General features: G+C 57.4%; 15 protein-coding genes. 12 read left to right on the forward strand and 3 right to left on the reverse strand.

Going from position 1 to position 16,683, the window contains the following annotated elements:
• Nucleotides 1–5 precede the first annotated feature (5 nt).
• Entirely contained in the window at nucleotides 6–554 is a 549-nt protein-coding gene (locus VK574_RS17240) for a regulatory protein RecX (protein ID WP_472801104.1), read from the forward strand.
• Between the two features lie 143 nt (nucleotides 555–697).
• Here the strand turns inward: VK574_RS17240 and VK574_RS17245 are convergent, their stop codons facing one another.
• Entirely contained in the window at nucleotides 698–1,633 is a 936-nt protein-coding gene (locus VK574_RS17245) for a gluzincin family metallopeptidase (protein ID WP_472801105.1), read from the reverse strand.
• Between the two features lie 86 nt (nucleotides 1,634–1,719).
• A complete protein-coding gene (locus VK574_RS17250; protein ID WP_472801106.1) occupies nucleotides 1,720–2,025 on the reverse strand; it encodes a putative quinol monooxygenase in 306 nt (101 codons plus the stop codon).
• Between the two features lie 148 nt (nucleotides 2,026–2,173).
• Between VK574_RS17250 and alaS the strand changes: the two genes are divergently transcribed.
• On the forward strand, nucleotides 2,174–5,080 hold the full coding sequence (gene alaS, locus VK574_RS17255; protein ID WP_472801107.1) for an alanine--tRNA ligase: 2,907 nt from the start codon (nucleotides 2,174–2,176) through the stop codon (nucleotides 5,078–5,080).
• A 30-nt stretch (nucleotides 5,081–5,110) separates the two neighbouring features.
• On the opposite strand, the gene VK574_RS17260 is transcribed toward alaS, so the two are convergent.
• Entirely contained in the window at nucleotides 5,111–5,947 is an 837-nt protein-coding gene (locus VK574_RS17260) for a hypothetical protein (RefSeq protein WP_472801108.1), read from the reverse strand.
• 791 nt (nucleotides 5,948–6,738) lie between these two features.
• Between VK574_RS17260 and VK574_RS17265 the strand changes: the two genes are divergently transcribed.
• The 10 genes from VK574_RS17265 to VK574_RS17310 all read left to right on the forward strand — a co-directional run bounded on the left by VK574_RS17265 (nucleotide 6,739) and on the right by VK574_RS17310 (nucleotide 16,633).
• A complete protein-coding gene (locus VK574_RS17265) occupies nucleotides 6,739–7,368 on the forward strand; it encodes a UpxY family transcription antiterminator (RefSeq protein WP_472801109.1) in 630 nt (209 codons plus the stop codon).
• A gap of 297 nt (nucleotides 7,369–7,665) precedes the next feature.
• Nucleotides 7,666–8,256: a TetR/AcrR family transcriptional regulator gene (locus VK574_RS17270; protein ID WP_472801110.1), complete on the forward strand. Its 591-nt coding sequence runs from the start codon at nucleotides 7,666–7,668 to the stop codon at nucleotides 8,254–8,256.
• Nucleotides 8,257–8,378: 122 nt separating this feature from the next.
• Nucleotides 8,379–9,368, forward strand: coding sequence for an NAD-dependent epimerase/dehydratase family protein (locus VK574_RS17275; protein WP_472801111.1), 990 nt, complete (start codon nucleotides 8,379–8,381; stop codon nucleotides 9,366–9,368).
• A gap of 56 nt (nucleotides 9,369–9,424) precedes the next feature.
• The gene (locus tag VK574_RS17280; protein ID WP_472801112.1) at nucleotides 9,425–10,204 is read left to right on the forward strand and encodes a WecB/TagA/CpsF family glycosyltransferase; all 780 of its coding nucleotides are present in this window, start codon (nucleotides 9,425–9,427) and stop codon (nucleotides 10,202–10,204) included.
• 50 nt (nucleotides 10,205–10,254) lie between these two features.
• Complete coding sequence (locus VK574_RS17285; protein ID WP_472801245.1) at nucleotides 10,255–11,703, forward strand: UDP-glucose dehydrogenase family protein; 1,449 nt, start codon at nucleotides 10,255–10,257, stop codon at nucleotides 11,701–11,703.
• A gap of 143 nt (nucleotides 11,704–11,846) precedes the next feature.
• Nucleotides 11,847–12,785: a UDP-glucuronic acid decarboxylase family protein gene (locus tag VK574_RS17290; protein WP_472801113.1), complete on the forward strand. Its 939-nt coding sequence runs from the start codon at nucleotides 11,847–11,849 to the stop codon at nucleotides 12,783–12,785.
• Nucleotides 12,786–12,866: 81 nt separating this feature from the next.
• Nucleotides 12,867–13,952, forward strand: coding sequence for a GDP-mannose 4,6-dehydratase (gene gmd / locus VK574_RS17295; protein WP_472801114.1), 1,086 nt, complete (start codon nucleotides 12,867–12,869; stop codon nucleotides 13,950–13,952).
• 18 nt (nucleotides 13,953–13,970) lie between these two features.
• Entirely contained in the window at nucleotides 13,971–14,942 is a 972-nt protein-coding gene (locus VK574_RS17300; protein ID WP_472801115.1) for a GDP-L-fucose synthase family protein, read from the forward strand.
• Nucleotides 14,943–15,212: 270 nt separating this feature from the next.
• Complete coding sequence (locus tag VK574_RS17305; protein WP_472801116.1) at nucleotides 15,213–15,821, forward strand: polysaccharide biosynthesis/export family protein; 609 nt, start codon at nucleotides 15,213–15,215, stop codon at nucleotides 15,819–15,821.
• A complete protein-coding gene (locus tag VK574_RS17310; RefSeq protein WP_472801117.1) occupies nucleotides 15,779–16,633 on the forward strand; it encodes a glycosyltransferase in 855 nt (284 codons plus the stop codon). The genes VK574_RS17305 and VK574_RS17310 overlap by 43 nt, the downstream gene beginning before the upstream one ends.
• The last annotated feature ends 50 nt before the right edge of the window (nucleotides 16,634–16,683 follow it).

Consider the following 16,683-nt stretch of genomic DNA (forward strand, 5'->3'; position numbering starts at 1 on the left):
GGACAGTGAACAGACCGGTGAAGCCCAAGCCGCACCTCAACGAATCCGGCCTCTACGACTACGCCATCAAGGCCCTCGCCCGCCACATGCGCACCGAAGCTGAACTTCGCCGCCTGATGCGGATGCGCGTCGAGCCCGGCGATCGCAGCAATGCGATCATCGACGTCACCATCACCCGCCTCAAGGAAAACGGCTACCTCGACGACGCGGCTTACGCCGAGATCTACGCCCGTCTTCGTCAGCAGAATGAAAAGCTCGGCCAGCGCCGCGTCAGCCAGACCCTCACCCAGAAAGGCGTCTCAAAGCAGATCGTCAAAGACGCCGTTGAAGCCCGCTATGCCGATATCGACGAAGAAACCCTCGCCCGTCAGCACCTCGAACGCAAGCGCATCCGCAAGCCTGCAAATGAAAAGGAAACAGCGCGCGTGATGCGCCGCCTCGTAGCTGCCGGCTTCTCGACCAGCGTGATCTACAAAATTCTCCGCAAGTGGGATGTCCCCGACGAATCCCTCGCCGCCCTCGACAACCTCGAAGAAGGTGCACAGAGCGAATAGAGGCAGATGGCGTATTTACAAGTGCGTGTCATCCTGAGCGACGCAGGTTGGAGCCCCGCGGACTGAAAGTCTGTGGGGTAAGCGTCGCGAAGGATCTGCTTTTCGAACTCTTTATACGCTCGATAGTCTCATTCCTTGATTAATCACCGCGCCTGTCGCGCAATCGCCACGCGTACCTTCGCCAGCGGCGCATCATCCACAAACTCAACCGCACCGCCGTTCCATCGAATCCCAAGATCCACCCACAGCTTCTCGAGGTCCACCGTCACAGGCGCGTCCTTCCACTTCGCATATTGATCGGTCAGTACGTGCGTTCCCGTGGCCTTGTCGCCGATCGCCAGCGCCTGGTCGAGCGGCCACTCGTGGTCGATCGTTCCGCCCGCAGCCACAATCGCCCGCAGCGCATCTTGCAATCCCTTTTTGTTTCCAGTCTGCCGCCGGATCTCGACATCCGCAACCAGGCAGAACATCGCCCCGCCCCAGTACGTTCGTCCCCAGCTGTGCGTATGATCCAACCCCTGGTCGCCTTCGGCCGGCTCGCCCTTGTGCATGTCGCGCACCATGTCATGCCATATCTGCCCGGGCTTCAATTCTCCCGATTCCACGCGCGCGATGGGCTCAACGTACGTAGCCAGGCCCTCTTCCATCCAATGCTGATCGTCAGGCAGGGAAGGGAACGCCATGTGATCGAGCTCATGCGTCATCATCCAGTCGTCGTTCAGATCGTCCTGCGTGGCATGCTGTCCGAGCCGGAACCGCGACATTCCCGGATACCCGGCCATGTCGCCCCACGTGGTGCCCTGCACGATCCCCGTCTGATCCGGCACCGGCACAATCAGAACGCGCGCGCGAGCAACAGGGAGGCGCCCGTAGTACGCGACGATGGCCGAAGCCGCGGCCTGCACGTGCGCCATCACCGCATCCTGAGAGAGGTCCAGAGGACCAGCGGCGAAATCCACCTGGACATCTCCGCCGCTGAACTTCAACACGCGCGAGGCCACGATAGTGAGATTATGTCCAGGCTGCGCAGTCGCCAGCGAAGCAGTTCCAAGCGCAACAGCAAGGCCGGCATTCAACAAAGTGAGCCGAAAAATCCGGCCCCGCTCGTAAGCATGCATACTCTGTTGGACGTCGCACCGAACGAACTGGCCGCAGGCAGCGGAAACTACGCGCCTGTTGCCTTGGAAGCGAGAATCTCCACCTTCTCCACCAGGGGCGCAGTCGAAAACAGGCCCTCCGCCTTCGCAAAGAGTGCCTTGGCGATGTCGCCCGTGAGGTGGGCATTGCGGCCGGCTTCGTCTTTGAAGGTGTCGAAGATTGCGAACTTGCCATCTCCCAGTTTCAGCGCATACCAGGTCGTGGTGCCGGGCTCACGTGCGGCCAGAGGTTGCGCCGACTTCAGAAACTCTTCCACTTCTTTCTCTTTGTCTGAGCGGGCAGTCAGCAGCGCCAGGATCGCAACCTTGTCCATGAAAAACCTCCGGGGAGCATCTTCAACATAAGATGCGGAAATCGCTTCCGCGATTCTCCCTGATCCAGTCTTTATTCCACGAAGCGGGGTATTGCCCCACCGCAGGTCTTTGGATGGCCCCACCGCAGGTGGTTACACTGAAAGAGTCATGCAATTCCGCACGGGAAACGAAATTCGCGAGCTGTTTCTGCGCTTCTTTGAGACCAAGGGCCACCGCCGGGTGCACTCTTCGTCGCTGGTGCCTGCTAACGATCCCACGCTGCTCTTCACAAACGCGGGAATGAATCAATTCAAAGACCTCTTCCTCGGCGCTGAGAAGCGCGAATATTCCCGAGCTACCACGAGTCAGAAGTGTGTCCGCGCCGGCGGCAAACACAATGATCTGGAGAACGTCGGCTTCACCCGCCGCCATCACACCTTCTTCGAAATGCTGGGCAATTTCAGTTTCGGCGACTACTTCAAGCGCGACGCCATTGCCTTCGCCTGGGAACTAGTGACGAGCGAGCAGTGGATGGGTATCCCCAAAGACCGTCTCTACGTGACGATTTTTGAGGGCGCAGACGGAGTTCCCCGCGATGACGAAGCCGAGAAATTCTGGATGGAAACCGGCGTCCCCAAAGAGCGCATCTTTCAGTACGGCCTCAAAGACAACTTCTGGCAGATGGGCGAAACCGGCCCCTGCGGCCCATGTTCCGAGATCTTCTACGACATGGGCATCGAAGCCGCCGAAACACCGGGCGTCGATCTCCCCTTCGGCAAAGACGAAGCCCGCTACGTAGAAATCTGGAACCTCGTCTTCATGCAGTTTGACCGCTCCGCCGTCGTCGGCGCGCTAGGCAAGACCAGCAGCTACAAGCTGACACCCCTCCCCAAGCCCTCCATCGACACCGGCATGGGCCTCGAGCGCGTAGCCGCTGTGCTGCAGGGTAAAATTACAAACTTCGAGACAGACCTGTTCACCCCGCTCATCGAACGCGCAGAAGAACTCACCGGCAAACATGTCAGCGATAAAGCCATCGAAGAGCAGACACGTACAGCTGATGACAACGCCGCCAGCCTCCGCATCATTGCCGACCACGCGCGCGCCGCAACCTTCCTGATCAACGATGGCGTTCTTCCATCCAACGAAGGCCGCGGCTACGTCCTCCGCAAGATCCTCCGTCGCGGTATCCGTCATGGCCGTCTCCTCGGCCAGGAAAGGCCATTCCTCAATCAAATGGTCTTCGCGGTTCGCGATCTCATGCAGAGCGCCTATCCCGAATTGACCGACTCCGCTTCACGCGTCGCCAGAGTCGTGGAAGCAGAGGAGAAGCAATTCGATCGTGTCCTGAAAATCGGCCTCACACGACTGGATGAACAACTTTCGCGCGTGGTCGAAAAGAAGAAGTTGCTTGGCGAGTTTGTGTTACTTGAAAAGGCAACCCCCGCGCTTCCTGAGGTGGCCAAAATCAATGATCTCTATGATCAGATCCAGGAAAAGTACCCCGAATTTCGTGGCGAGTATTGGGGAGATGAGTGCGGTACAAATCACCTTCTCAGGCAGGAAGTAAGCTTCCCCGGCGCAGATGCCTTTCATCTCTACGAGACCTTTGGCCTCCCCCTCGACTTCATGGTCGATGCCGCTCGCGATGCCGGGGTCAAATTCGACCACGAAGGCTTCGAACGCGCCCGCTCCGAGGAGCAATCCCGCGCGCGCGCCAGTTGGAAAGGCGGCAGCCAAAAATCCGCCAGCCCCGCCTTCCGCGACCTAGCCAAGACCGACTTCCTCGGCTACAAGCAGCTCAACGCCAATGACGCCGAAGTCCTCGCCATCGTAAAGGACGGTGCCGGCGTCCCTTCCGCCAAAGCCGGCGATCAAGTCGAAGTCGTCCTCGATCACACCAGCTTCTACGGCGACTCCGGAGGCCAGGTCGGCGATACTGGCTGGTTCACGTCGACGGACGGCAACACCACCATTGCCGAAATCACCGGCTGCGTTCTCCCTGTGCAGGGCGTTCGCGCCCACAAGGCCGTCCTGAAACAAGACATCGCTGTCGGCGATCACCTCAACACCGTCGTCGATGGCGCGCGACGCGACAACATCAAGCGCAATCACACCGGCACGCACCTGCTCCACGCCGCTCTCCGCCAGGTTCTCGGCACTCACGTCAAGCAGGCCGGCTCAGCAGTCCATCCTGACCGTCTCCGTTTTGACTTTTCCCACTTCGCCCAGGTCGCTGACGAAGAACTGCAGGAAGTCGAAGACATCGTCAACAGGGAAGTCCTCGCCAACGCCAAAGTCGAAACCCTCGTCGACGTGCCCATCGACGTCGCTGTCAACGAGTACCACGCCATGGCCCTCTTCGGTGAGAAGTACGGTGACAAGGTGCGCGTAGTGAAGTTGTCTGACGGCTTCTCGACCGAACTCTGCGGCGGCACGCACACCGCGGCCACCGGCGAAATCGGACTCCTCAAGCTGACCGGCGAAAGCGCAGTTTCTTCAGGAGTCCGCCGCGTCGAAGCCATCAGTGGCCTTGGTTCGCTCGATACTTTCCGCCGCGACTTCGAAGTTGCCAAGTTGGCCGGGCAGTACGTCCCATCCGTGGAGAACCTGACAGAAGGTCTCCGCGCCAAGTTTGCCTCGCAGGAAGACGAACTGAAACGCCTGCGTCGCGAACTCGAAGAAGCCCGCATGAAGTCCGCAGCCGGCGGTCTTGATGAAGCTGTCAGCCGTGCAATAGAAGTAAAGGGCGTCAAAGTGCTCACGCATCGCGCCGATTCACTGGAGCGCGGTCAACTGCGCACGCTGGTCGACAATCTCAGGCAGAAGCTGGGCGAAGGCGTGGTGGTGCTGGCTTCAGCGCAACCCGAAGGAAAGGTCGCCATTATTGCCGGCGTCACGCCGGGGCTGACGAAGCGCATCCAGGCGGGCAAGCTGGTCGGTGCAATCGCGAAGTTCGTCGGTGGCTCTGGCGGCGGCCGGCCCGACATTGCCGAAGCTGGCGGCAAAGATCAATCGCAGATCGACGCCGCGCTTCAGGCTACTCCCAATGTCGTCGCCGAGCTGCTCGGATGATCGATTCGGCTCAACGATTCATTCGCATCTCTACCGCCTGATGCGAAATGTGTAGGCGACGCCGCCTTCGATGATGGGATAGATATGGTACGGAGCAACGTCCTTATTCCACGTCACCAGCTGCGCTGCGAGGGCATCTGCAAAACCGGGATACGTGGCTGCCGGCAGACAATTGATCCCCTGGTTAGAACATATTTGTCCGCTGAGATTAAATGTGGCGTGAGGGGTGTTGATGAAGGCGACTCCGGCTTCGAACGGGAAGCTGAAGTGTTTCTCTGAGCGGGAAACAATCCGGCCGTATCCTGCCGTGAGCAGAAAACCGCTTCCGCCTAGTGTCAGCCTTCCGGTACCGTGCACGGGGTCGGCGTTGTCTGATGTCCAGTCGATATTGTTGATCGTGAAGATCGCATTCTGGTTGGCTTTTAGCTCTGCACGAACCCGGTCTCCGTTGTAGAAGAGATAGCCGGCACTCAAACGGAATGGCTTGTGAAGTGGGTAGTAGTCGGTAGACGCACCCATGTTCACAAATCCCACATTCAGCCCAATCCTGAAATCCTTCTGTGAAAACTGGTCGGTGTTCACCGAAATGTAATTCCCGAGCACACGCAGGTCCAGATTCGGACTGAGATTGGTAGATATCTGTTCGCCAAGTCCGAGCGGAGAGGCCGAAATGGAGAGACTCACTCTTGTAAATCGCTCGATGCGATACGCTGAGGGTTCCGCCTGGCCGCCCCCACCTGCGCCAAAGCCCGGATAATAAAAGGATGATCCGTTGGCGAAGAGAGACTGGTTTGCACCTGCCAAATTACCTTGCGCCGCCGCAAGGGTTGCAATCAGCAAGGTACATGCGACAAGAGCGGATCTCAAATCGTTAACTCCAAATCTCGTACTTCGGGCTGCGGTAGGGAATCAGCCTCAGCTCCGCTCGCTCTCGGGTCTCATCGCAGCAACCATGGGTTTCGCCCGCAGGCACCGAGTGAACCCTGGACTGCTTGGACTGAATAGAAAAGATGTCGGTTAGCGGATAGGGAGAAGTTAGCCTTGCGGGCTTTCAGTCGAATGCAAATGTGTTTTTATACGACCGAATTGGGAGGCGTGATCCGTTGGCAAAAACGGCCAAAGGGCGAAGATCGACCACAGATCGATGCCGAAGTCAGCGGCAGTTCAAAGCCTGAGATCGAAGGATCACCGGGTTAAAGAAAGCTAGTATCCAAGAGATAAACACAACTGCCGATATCTGCCAAAAAAAGTAATCGTGGAGTAATCGTGAATCGGGCCAGGAATATGCACTTCTGAAATCGAAGGTAACGACTTTACCGTGGATGTTTTATGGCTTAGGCGTCATGATCACGTTGAACGAGCGCAGTTTGGTGCAGTTTGCTGGGAAAAGGTTGCCTGCGCCTGAAATGTTTGCAGGCGCTTGCACTGGAGCATTTTACAGATTGGCACATGTACTTTGGTGCGGCTTGATTTTAACTCGATATTTGTGAATTTGCTGGTATATTGAATGGACCGGCAACCATGTGCCCGCGCACTGCGCCAACTGGATGGAAGCACTTGCTTTCATCCTTCCCCCAACCAACCTCCTCAATTGTTGCTTTGAACAAATTCTTACTGCCTTGTGGAATACCTTCACCCCAAGTGAGGATGGCGAAGCCTTGCAGAGAAGCATTTTCGAGGATGTCCAAGTTGCAGGTACGGGAGCCGAGGTTGGCGCGGAGGTAACCAGTGCTTCGCGCTGGTTCGCGCTCTATACGACGTGTCGCCACGAAAAGCGCATTGCACAGCACTTGAGTCAGCGTGAAATTGAGCATTACCTACCGCTCTATCAGGCGGATCGTAAATGGCGCGACGGGTCTCGTGTGACGTTGGATTTGCCGCTCTTCCCCGGTTATATCTTTGTGCGTATTCAGCGTTCTCAGCGTGTCAGTGTCTTGAGTGTCCCCGGAGCGCTGACAGTGGTTGGGGGTACCGGGGGTGAGCCTGCGCCGCTTCCTGACGGTGCGATTGAAGCGTTGCGTACTGGTCTCATGCAACATCGGATCGAACCGCATCCGCTCTTGCGTGTAGGGCAGCTTGCGCGGATCCGCTCGGGTGCCTTCGCCGGGATGGAAGGCGTCGTTGTACGGAAGAAGAGCGGTTTCAGGGTTGTGTTGACACTCGAACAGATCATGCAGAGCGTAGCAGTCGAACTGGACGAAGAAGACGTGGAGCCATTGACTGGCGAGAGAAGCAGCTCGAGCTGCCTGCTGGAAATCGGCCATCGTCTTTGCGTGCAGGGATCGTAGTTCGCGGGACTCGAAAAGCAAAGAGTCTTCGCGCCCATCAGTAAGCCCTTGTTGATCACTGTTGTCTTTCCCAGGTTGGAACTGCGTGAACACGCCGGAAGTGAGTTGGCTAGGGCAGATCCTCGAGAAAGCTTTGCAGGCCGCCGCCAGAGCGGTTACGGGAATCTGCATCTGAGTCCCTCTGCTTCGGCGGAAACGGAAATCATGGCAAGTATCTCGCTCGGTAACCCGCGTCGGTCAGGAAAGAAACAAGCGGTTTTGACACCTCCCAGCTTAAGACAGGCGGCAAAAGAACCTATGACTGGACCATCAGGCTCTACAAGAGGCAGCACAGAAGAGCGCATTCTGACCACTGCTGCGTCACTGTTCGCCCAATTTGGTTACAACGGAGTGAGCACGCGCGAAATTGCTTCGGCCGCGGAAGTAAATGAGGTAACCATTTACCGGCATTATCCCCGCAAGCGCGATCTTTACGTCGCGGTCCTCGGAGCAGAGTTACAGCGTGTTCAACTGCGTGGCGAATTGCTGACGCGACTGGCTGAGGCGCAGAACGGGCGCACCGCACTTGCGTGCACGTTCGAATTGATTGCCACAACCCTGCAGCAGCAGCCGCAGTTGCTGCGCCTGCTGCAATACAGCTCCCTGGAATTGAGCGACGATCTCGACCCGCTTCTGCGCAGGCACCTGGGCGAGCTCGTCGAGGTCGTCACTCGGTATCTTGAGCCGTGGATCCAGCGTGGCGAGTTGCGCTGCTCCAATGCCAAGACGCTGGTGCTCACGCTGATTGCGATCGTTCTGAGCCGTGGCCCGCTGCGCCGCGTTTTTCTCGGCGATGCCGAAAATCTGAATTCCTTGTTCGAGACGTATTCGGAGTTCTGCCTCGCGTGATTGGAACGAGGCGCGTGTTTGCGAGATGAGCCGTGTTTGCATAATCGTTTCGAACGAGAACCAGCCTGGAAAGAGTCACAGGCGTTCGTCGTTCGAAAAGGACAAAAGGAGCCAAAAGGCTGATGGATCTCAAAGGTAAAGCTGCAGTCGTTTGCGGCGGCGGAGGGTTCATAGGAGGTCATCTCGTGCGGAGCCTGCTTGCCAGCGGGGTCAACGTCATTCGCGCTGTCGATGTGAAGCCGATGGAAGAGTGGTACCAGGCCTCCGCGGACGTCGAAAACCAGGTCGCAGATTTGAAAGACAAGGACAGTTGCTACCGGGCGGCAAGCGGAGCCGATGTCGTCTTTCAATTGGCTGCAGACATGGGCGGAATGGGATTCATCGAGAACAACAAGGCGCTGTGCATGCTGAGTGTGCTGACCAATACGCACATGCTGGTTGCAGCGCGCGATTCCGGCGTGGAGCGTTTCTTCTATTCTTCGTCAGCCTGCGTATACAACGCCGAAAAGCAGAAGGATCCCCGCGTGGTTCCGTTGAAGGAGTCCGACGCGTATCCCGCCCTTCCCGAAGACGGTTACGGATGGGAAAAACTCTTCAGCGAGCGGATGTGCCGCCACTTTGAAGAGGATTTCGGAATGCAATGCCGAGTGGCCCGGTACCACAACGTCTACGGGCCGCATGGAACCTGGACCGGTGGACGCGAGAAAGCTCCGGCTGCGATCTGCCGCAAAGTGCTCGAAGCCAAGCTGTCGGGCAGGCACGAGATTGAAATCTGGGGCGACGGCAACCAGACCCGCAGCTTCATGTTCATCGACGACTGCACGAAAGGCACACAAGCGATTACCGAGAGCGAGATCCACGAGCCGCTCAATCTCGGATCAAATGAGCTCGTGACCATTAATCAGCTCGTGGACATTGTTGAAGAAATCGCTGGCGTAGAGCTTAAGCGCCGCTACAAGCTCGACGCGCCGAAGGGCGTGAACGGACGCAATAGCGACAACACCAAAATTCTCGAGTGCCTGGGTTGGGAGCCTTCTATCCGTCTCAAAGACGGCCTTGCAAAGACCTATGAATGGATTCAGAAAGAGATTCTCACCCTTGCCCACGCCTGAGCACGTTTGAATAGGCGCTCCAATCAACCGGCAATACCCCACCGGAGAGATTCAAGATGAGCGAAACACTGGATGAACGGCAAATCCTGGGAGTGAACTTTTACGTCGGCGATGTGCAGGGCGCGATCCGGCGTATTGAGCGCGGCGGCCTGCTTGTGGTGCCGGCCGCACCGGCATTGAAAGATGTCGCATGGAACGACGATTACCGGGAGGCGCTGACGAATGCGGACGTGGCGATCGCCGATTCGGCCTTCATGGTGCTGGTCTGGAATTTCCTCCAGGGCGACTCGATCTCGCGGCTTTCGGGACTTAAGTATCTGAAAGGACTGCTACTCGAGGATGACGTGCGTGCGCCCGGAAACACCTTCTGGGTGATGGCGGGAAGCGCTAGTGCGAAGCGAAACCTGGACTGGCTCACGTCGGAAGGGATCGAAGTACCACCAAAGTGTGTTTACCAAGCACCCATGTACGGCAGTAAAGTAGAAGACAAGGAACTCATTGAACAGCTGCAGGCTTTACGGCCGAAACACGTGGTAATCACGGTGGGTGGCGGTACGCAAGAGCGGCTCGGGCTTTACTTGAAGCGAAACCTGGATTATCTGCCGGCGATTCACTGCATCGGGGCAGCGATCGCATTTCTCAGTGGCGACCAGGTGCGTATTCCGGAATGGGCTGACCGATTTTATCTCGGCTGGCTTTTCCGCTGTATGTCGTCACCCCGACGCTACGTTCCGCGGTACTTTTCCGCGCCGCAGCTCGTTCCGCTTCTATGGCGCTACCGAGATCAGCTCCCGGTGACCGACGACAGCGAACACGCGTTGACGCAAACGGAGTAGCGGCTCCCGAGAGATTCCTCGAGGTGTCAAGAGGAGTGGAAACTGACGTGATGAAGCCGAAGGGTGAACCGGTAAGGATTGCCGTAGTGGGTTCGGGCTATGTGGGCCTGGTCGCTTCCACTTGCTTTGCGGAAATTGGACATCATGTGGTCTGTGTCGACAACGATGAATCCAAGGTACGCAGTTTGCATGAGGGTGGAATCCCAATTCATGAAGAGCACCTGCCCGAGCTTCTCGCACGCCACCGCGGCCGATCGCTGGAGTTTACCTCGGATCTGCGCTCTGCAACGCAGTCGGCGCAGGCCATCTTTATTGCAGTAGGCACGCCGCAGAGCGAGACCGGCAGCGCCGATCTCTCCTTCGTTGATGCCGTGGCGAGCGAAATCGCGCGATCCATCGATTCCTACAAAGTAATCGTCGAGAAGAGCACCGTTCCGGTCTATACCAACGAGTGGATCCGGCGGGTAATTGAGCGCAACGGAGTGCCCAAGGATTTGTTCGATGTGACGTCGAACCCGGAGTTCTTGCGTGAAGGCACGGCAGTGGTTGATTTCCTGCACGCGGATCGCATTGTGATCGGCGCTGCTACTGAAGTTGGCGCTGATCTGCTGAAGATGATCTATCTTCCGCTGACCAGCGGCGAGTACTACAACAAAGTGGGTTGCGTTCCGGGGCCGCGCACAGCTGCTGATCCACCGCCAATCCTGCATACCTCAACCAAGGCTGCCGAAATCATCAAGCACGCCTCCAACGCGCTGCTGGCGACCAAGATTTCGTTCATCAACGCTGTCGCCAATGTCTGCGAGGCGGCAGGCGCGGACGTCGAAGAAGTAGCTCGCGGCATCGGCATGGATACGCGCATCGGCCCGAAGTTTCTGCGCGCCGGCGTTGGCTACGGGGGCTCGTGCTTCCCCAAGGATGTTGCGGCCTTTCGTCATGTGGCGGAACAGGTGGGCGTGGACTTTGCATTGTTGCACGAAGTGGAAAAGATCAACGAAGAACAGAAGCAGCGCTTTTTCCAAAAAATCCGCTCAGCACTCTGGACATTTCGTGGGAAGAAAATCGGAGTCCTCGGACTTGCGTTCAAAGGGGGAACCGATGACGTGCGCGAGTCACCGGCGCTCGATATCGTCAAGAAGCTTTTGAGCGAAGGATGCGTGGTTGCTGCCCATGATCCCGCGGCGGCGGAGCGGTCAAAGGAATTCATTCCCGAAGGCCCGAACATGCGCTACGTGGACGATCCATACAAGGCGGCGCAGGATGCCGATGCGCTGCTGATCCTCAACGATTGGCAAGAATTTGCCGAACTCGACCTGGCCAAGCTGCACTACACCCTCCGCTACCCGATTGTGATCGATGGAAGAAACCTCTACGATCCGGCGAAGATGACCAAGGCAGGTTTCACCTATCTGAGCGTGGGACGGCCCGGCCTAGCCCAACCGATGGATCCTGTGGCTGCATTCTTCCGTCCGCGTCGCAGAGACGGAGCGAGGGTCTAGTTCGCGCTGTGGGTTGCAGCCTTCAACCCGTACAGCGCATCAAATCCATGCGAAATGGTTCATTCCGCTTATGGGGTATTTTCAAGCGGATGAAATTGCGATAGCCTGATAGAAAGAACAGCTAACGTAAGGATGTACAAACCATGCGCATGTTGGTCGCAGGGGCTGCAGGTTTTCTTGGCTCACATTTGGCGGATGCCCTTCTCAAGCAGGGGCATGATGTGTTGGGCGTCGACAATCTCTGCACGGGCTCGCTGGAAAATCTCAAGCATTTAAAGACCGAACGGAGATTTGGTTTTTGCGAGCAGGACATCTGCATCGCCTTTGACCCGAAGCGCGTGGACTATGTCTTCAGCTTCGCTTCCCCGGCAAGTCCCGAGGACTACATGCGGCTCGGAGTTGAAACCCTCATGGCCGGCTCCTTGGGAACCAGGAACCTGCTGGAGATCGCAAAGAAGTATGACGCGAAGTTTCTGCATGCATCGACATCGGAGTGCTACGGGGACCCGGAACAGCATCCTCAGACTGAGGAATATTGGGGCCATGTGAATCCGATTGGACCCCGCTCGGTTTACGACGAGGCCAAGCGATTCTCCGAAGCTCTTGTCATGGCGTATCACCGTTACGAAAAGGTGGATACGCGGCTGGTAAGGATATTTAATACCTATGGCCCGCGCTTGCAGTTAAACGATGGCCGCGTGATTTCGAATCTCCTTACGCAGGCGCTGCGGGGCGATGATCTGACCATCTACGGCGATGGAAGTCAAACGCGCAGCTTCTGCTATGTCTCTGATGAAATCGATGGCATTCTCCGGCTCGCGCACAGCGACGAGCATACGCCGGTCAACATCGGGAATCCGACGGAATTGACCATCCTGGAGTGCGCAAAGGCTGTGCTGCGTGTAGCCGGCTCAACCAGCAAGATTGTGTTCCGGCCTCTCCCTCAAGATGATCCGTCGCAGCGCCAACCGGACATCAGCAAGGCCAGGCGCCTGCTGAACTGGGAACCCAAAATCGATCTGGAGACTGGATTGAAGCTGAGTCTGGAATACTTCAGAGCGTGCATCGAAGCTGCTGCCTAGCCCTTTTCAAAACACAGATAATTCCACGTCGGGCCGTGTACGATGTGGCGAGCAGGCCCTGAGCGGCCGGAGACCCCTATTGTGAAAAGAGCCCTGATTACAGGTGTTACCGGCCAGGACGGCGCGTACCTTGCACAGCTCTTGTTGTCCAAAGGCTATGAAGTGCATGGGATCAAGCGCCGCGCCTCTTCGTTCAACACCACTCGTATCGACCATATCTACGAAGATCCGCACACGCAGGGCCGTCATTTTCTGCTCCACTACGGCGATCTGACCGACTCGAGCAGCCTGATCCAAATCGTGCAGAAAGTAAAACCCGATGAAATCTACAATCTCGCGGCGCAAAGCCACGTAAAGGTTTCGTTTGAAGAGCCTGAGTATACGGCTAACTCTGACGCGCTCGGCACTCTGCGCCTGCTGGAAGCAATTAGAATTGCGGGCCTCGAGAAAATCACGCGATTCTATCAGGCCTCGACGTCGGAGATGTACGGCCTGGTCCAGGAGACTCCGCAGAAAGAAACGACGCCCTTTTATCCGCGGTCTCCTTATGCTGTCGCCAAACTCTATGCCTACTGGATCACGGTGAACTACCGGGAAGCCTATGGGATTTACGCGTGCAACGGCATCCTGTTCAATCACGAGTCGCCGACGCGCGGTGAAACCTTCGTGACACGCAAGATCACGCGCGGGCTGGCAAGAATCAAGGCCGGACTGCAGGATAGCCTCTATCTGGGCAATCTCGATGCCTTGCGCGATTGGGGACACGCCCGCGACTACGTTGAAATGCAGTGGCGCATGCTGCAGCAGAAAGAAGCCAGGGATTACGTGATCGCGACCGGCGAGCAACACAGCGTGCGCGAGTTTGTGGATCTTGCGGCAAATTATCTGGCCATGGATATCGCCTGGGAGGGCTCCGGCGTAGATGAGAAAGGCATCGACAAGCAGGGAAATGTGGTCGTTGCCGTCGATCCGCGCTACTATCGCCCGACCGAGGTGGAGACCTTGTTGGGCGATGCGAGCAAGGCACGCCGCGAATTGGGGTGGGAGCCGAAAGTCTCGTTTCGCGAACTCGTCAAAGAGATGGTGGAAGAAGATCTTAAAATTGCGGAGAAGGACGCGCTGGTCCGGAAGCACGGCTACTCCGTATTCAACTTCCACGAGAATTGACGGCAGAGATTCGCGATCATGGAAAAAAATGGCAGGATTTTCGTTGCAGGACATCGCGGGCTTGTCGGCTCGGCAATCTGCCGCGAGTTGGAGCGCCAGGGGTTTACGAACCTCGTTCTTCGCACACACACCGAACTTGATTTGACCGATCGCGCGGCGGTCCTCGATTTCTTCCACAAGGAAAAACCAGAGTATGTCTTTCTCGCGGCGGCAAAGGTCGGTGGAATCCTTGCCAACGATACCTACCCCGCAGATTTCATCCGCGAGAATCTCGAGATTCAGACCAGTGTTATCGATGCGAGTTATCGCAGTGGGGTGCGGCGGCTCCTGTTTCTCGCTTCAAGCTGCATCTATCCAAAGCTCGCTCCCCAGCCGATCAAGGAGGAGTACCTGCTTACTGGGCCCCTTGAGCCCACCAACCGCGCGTATGCTTTGGCCAAGATTGCTGGGATCGAGATGTGCTGGTCGTACAACCGCCAGTTCGGTACACAGTACCTGGCCGCGATGCCGACCAACCTGTATGGGCCGGGCGATAATTTCGATTCCAATGGATCCCACGTGCTGCCCGCCTTGATGCGCAAAGTCTTCGAGGCAAAGCGCAGCGGCGAAAAGAAGCTGGTGGTATGGGGCACGGGTCGACCACGGCGCGAATTTCTCTATAGCGACGATCTTGCAGAAGCCTGCGTGCATCTCCTGAATTTACCCCAGAGCAGGTATGAATCTCTCTTGACTCAAAACGAGGCGCCGTTGATCAATATCGGAACCGGTGAGGATCTCAGCATCCGCGAGTTGGCGGAGCTTGTGGCGCGCGTCCTGGATGTCGACTGCGAACTCGTCTTCGACACGTCACGAAAGGACGGCACCCCTCAAAAACTTCTCGATGTCAGCAGAATCCATGCGCTCGGATGGAGGGCAAAGGTCAATCTCGAGGATGGAATTCGGCGCACCTTTGCATCGGCGCGATCTCGACTTGAACTTGCTGCCCAATGACGCGCAGCATGCGGCCAGACCGGCGACAGATGGCAATGGCCGAACCAGCGAGATCGCTTTTCGGCCGGTTGCGCTTCCAGCCTTCGGGGCTATGCTAGCCTGAACCTGTTGACCTTGAAGTCGCGCGCAAATACCCGCGCGCTCGTGCTGTCGCCGGCAGATGCTGAAGAGGAACTTAGCGCGCGCCGGCTGGCTCAAAAAACCGGCATGCATTCAATCCATCAGATCGCGCGTCAGTCTAACATCGGTCTCGTGACCACAAGAAGGACAATGGCTTTTCACAGACATATTCTGGTTCCCGCTTGTTTCCTTGTGTTTGCATCGCTCTCTCTGCCGGCACAGGAACCTCGTCCCGCCCTCATCCCGCTCGCGCAGGGTTCGGGGGGCGGTGGATCTTCCTCCTCTGCGGCGTCTGCCGCATCCATCGGGGGCCTCTCCGACGGGCCGATCTCGGCGGGCGAGGTCGTACACATCAACGTCTTCGATGCCCCGGACTTCTCCCTCGTCACCCGGGTTTCCGAGAGCGGAGACATTCCCTATCCGATTCTTGGCCAGATTCATATTGAGGGTCTCAACAGCGCTTCTGCAGCGCAGATGCTGGCAAAGGGACTGAAAGACCGGAATCTGATGCTTGACCCGGAAGTGACCGTCACAGTTGACTCTTCCACCACCGGAATTACTATCCTTGGCGAAGTGCGCAGCCCGGGTATCTATCCGCCCCCCGGTAAGCACCAGCTCTCCGATCTGATGGCAACGGCCGGAGGACTGACTTCGAACACAGGTCGCATCATCGAGATCACGCACCAGCACGACCCCGGCAAACCGGAGTTCCTGTCTTGGGATCCGACGATCCATGGTTTCGCGAGCAATATCCGTTGAAGCATGTGGCCAAGCAAATTTTCTGGACGCTTGCTGAAGGGCGTGTGCTCCGCGATGCGCAATCAGTCCTCTTCACCTGCGAAGAGGAGCGTCTGCGCGCACGAGGGGTCTTCAATGGACATCCCTACAAGGAACGCGTCGTGCTCTTCGGAACTGCCGATCCCGAAGGCGATCCTGAGCGCCAGAAGCGCGATTTCATATCGGCATTTTCTGAATTGCAGGGTAGGAAATTTCTCCTTTTTCTCAGTCGCATACACCCCAAGAAAGGTTGCGATCTGCTCCTCCAGGCCTTCGCCGAGCTGGCTCCGGAATTGTCGTCGGACCTCGACCTGGTGATCGCCGGGCCGGACCAGGTTGGTTGGGTGCCGGAGTTGCAGTCGCTTGCGCAACGCCTTGGCATCGCCGCGCGCGTTCATTGGCCGGGGATGCTCAAGGGCGATGTGAAGTGGGGCGCGTTTCGCAGCGCAGACGCCCTGATCCTTCCCTCGCATCAGGAGAATTTCGGCTTCGTCGTTGCCGAAGCAATGGCCTGTTTCACGCCGGTGCTCGTCAGCAACAAGGTCAATATCTGGCGCGAAGTCGAAGCGTCGGGGTGCGGGTTTGTCGAGCCGGATTCGCTCGATGGAACCCGCAATCTCATCCGCCGCTTTATCGCGCTCCCCGCTGAGGGCCGCGCGGAAATGGCGAGCAAGGCGCGCTCAGGCTTCCTCAAGTATTTTGATATAGAAGTGACAGCCCGCGATTTTGCGCGCGCTATCGGATTTGATAGTGGCGCGCCGCTTTCCTCATCGGTCTTGATCAAAAATGACTAGATCGAACTCCACAGCGCGTCTCGCACCTTCCTGCATCATGAACGCAATGC

The organism is Occallatibacter sp. (assembly GCF_035317045.1).
Lineage (GTDB): Bacteria > Acidobacteriota > Terriglobia > Terriglobales > Acidobacteriaceae > Telmatobacter.